At 63.8% G+C, this 1,492-nt stretch carries 2 protein-coding genes; both read right to left on the reverse strand.

Going from position 1 to position 1,492, the window contains the following annotated elements; translation table 11 throughout:
- A partial coding sequence (locus tag NKJ35_RS30765) for a GFA family protein (protein ID WP_352651385.1) occupies window positions 1–314 on the reverse strand: 314 nt, incomplete at its 3' end.
- Between the two features lie 71 nt (window positions 315–385).
- A partial coding sequence (locus NKJ35_RS30770; RefSeq protein ID WP_352651387.1) for an S-(hydroxymethyl)glutathione dehydrogenase/class III alcohol dehydrogenase occupies window positions 386–1,492 on the reverse strand: 1,107 nt, incomplete at its 5' end.

A 1,492-nucleotide genomic window follows, 5' to 3' on the forward strand; every position in this document is an offset into this window, starting at 1 on the left:
GGGCCGTGCATGTGGACGCCGCAGCCGGTGCAGGCATGGCGCAGGATCAGCGCGCCCGGATCGACCACCTTCAGCTTGTCGCCGTTTTCGGTCACCGTCACGTCGTTTGTACCGGCAACCGCCACGACCGAGAACAATGCGCCTTCCGGCTTCCAGCATTTGGTGCAGCCGCAGGCATGGTTGTGGGCGATCTGGCCCTTGACCTTCACCTTGACCGGGTTGCTGGTGCAGGCGCAGACCAGCGTGCCGCCGGCAAAGTCGGGCTTTTCCCGTGGCAGTCCATTGTCGATTTTAGGATGCAGTTTTTCCGGCATTTTTGTCTCCTCCCGTGTTGAACATCTGCATTTTTCGGCCGCTGGCTGGTTAGCCGGCGGCTTTCTCCTCCTCAGTAAACCACCACGCTCCTGATCGACTTGCCTTCATGCATCAGGTCAAAGCCCTTGTTGATGTCCTCGAGCTTCAGCGTGTGGGTGATCATCGGATCGATCTCGATCTTGCCGGCCATGTACCAGTCGACGATCTTCGGCACGTCGGTGCGGCCGCGCGCGCCGCCGAAGGCGGTGCCCATCCAGGTGCGGCCGGTGACCAGCTGGAACGGCCGCGTCGAGATCTCCTGGCCGGCGCCGGCAACGCCGATGACGACCGACTTGCCCCAGCCGCGATGCGACGCTTCAAGCGCCTGGCGCATGACCTTGGTGTTGCCGGTGCAGTCGAAGGTGTAGTCGGCGCCGCCGATCTGGTCGGCGCCGCGCTTGGTCATGTTGACGAGATGAGCCACGATGTCGCCGTCGATCTCCTTCGGATTGACGAAATGCGTCATGCCGAACTTCTCGCCCCATTGCTTCTTGTCGTTGTTCACATCGACGCCGATGATCATGTCGGCGCCGGCAAGGCGCAGGCCCTGGATGACGTTGAGGCCGATGCCGCCGAGGCCGAACACAACCGCCGTCGCGCCTTGCTCGACCTTGGCCGTGTTGATCACAGCGCCGATGCCGGTGGTGACGCCGCAGCCGATGTAGCAGATCTTGTCGAAGGGCGCGTCGGCATTGACCTTGGCCACCGCGATCTCGGGCAGCACGGTGAAGTTGGAAAAGGTCGAGCAGCCCATATAGTGGAACAGCCTGTCCTTGCCGATCGAGAAGCGCGAGGTGCCGTCGGGCATCAGGCCCTGTCCCTGCGTGGCACGGATGGCGGTGCACAGGTTGGTCCTGCGCGACAGGCAGGACGGGCACTGCCGGCATTCCGGCGTATAGAGCGGGATGACATGGTCGCCCTTCCTGACCGAGGTGACGCCCTTGCCGATATCGACGACGATGCCGGCGCCCTCATGGCCGAGGATCGCCGGAAACAGGCCTTCGGGGTCGGCGCCCGACAGCGTGAACTCGTCGGTATGGCAGATGCCGGTTGCCTTGATCTCGACCAGCACCTCGCCATCGCGAGGGCCCTCGAGGTCGACCTCCATGATCTCCAGCGGCTTTCCGGCGGCGACGGC

It is taken from the genome of Mesorhizobium sp. M0136, assembly GCF_040322515.1.
Taxonomy (GTDB): Bacteria; Pseudomonadota; Alphaproteobacteria; order Rhizobiales; family Rhizobiaceae; genus Mesorhizobium.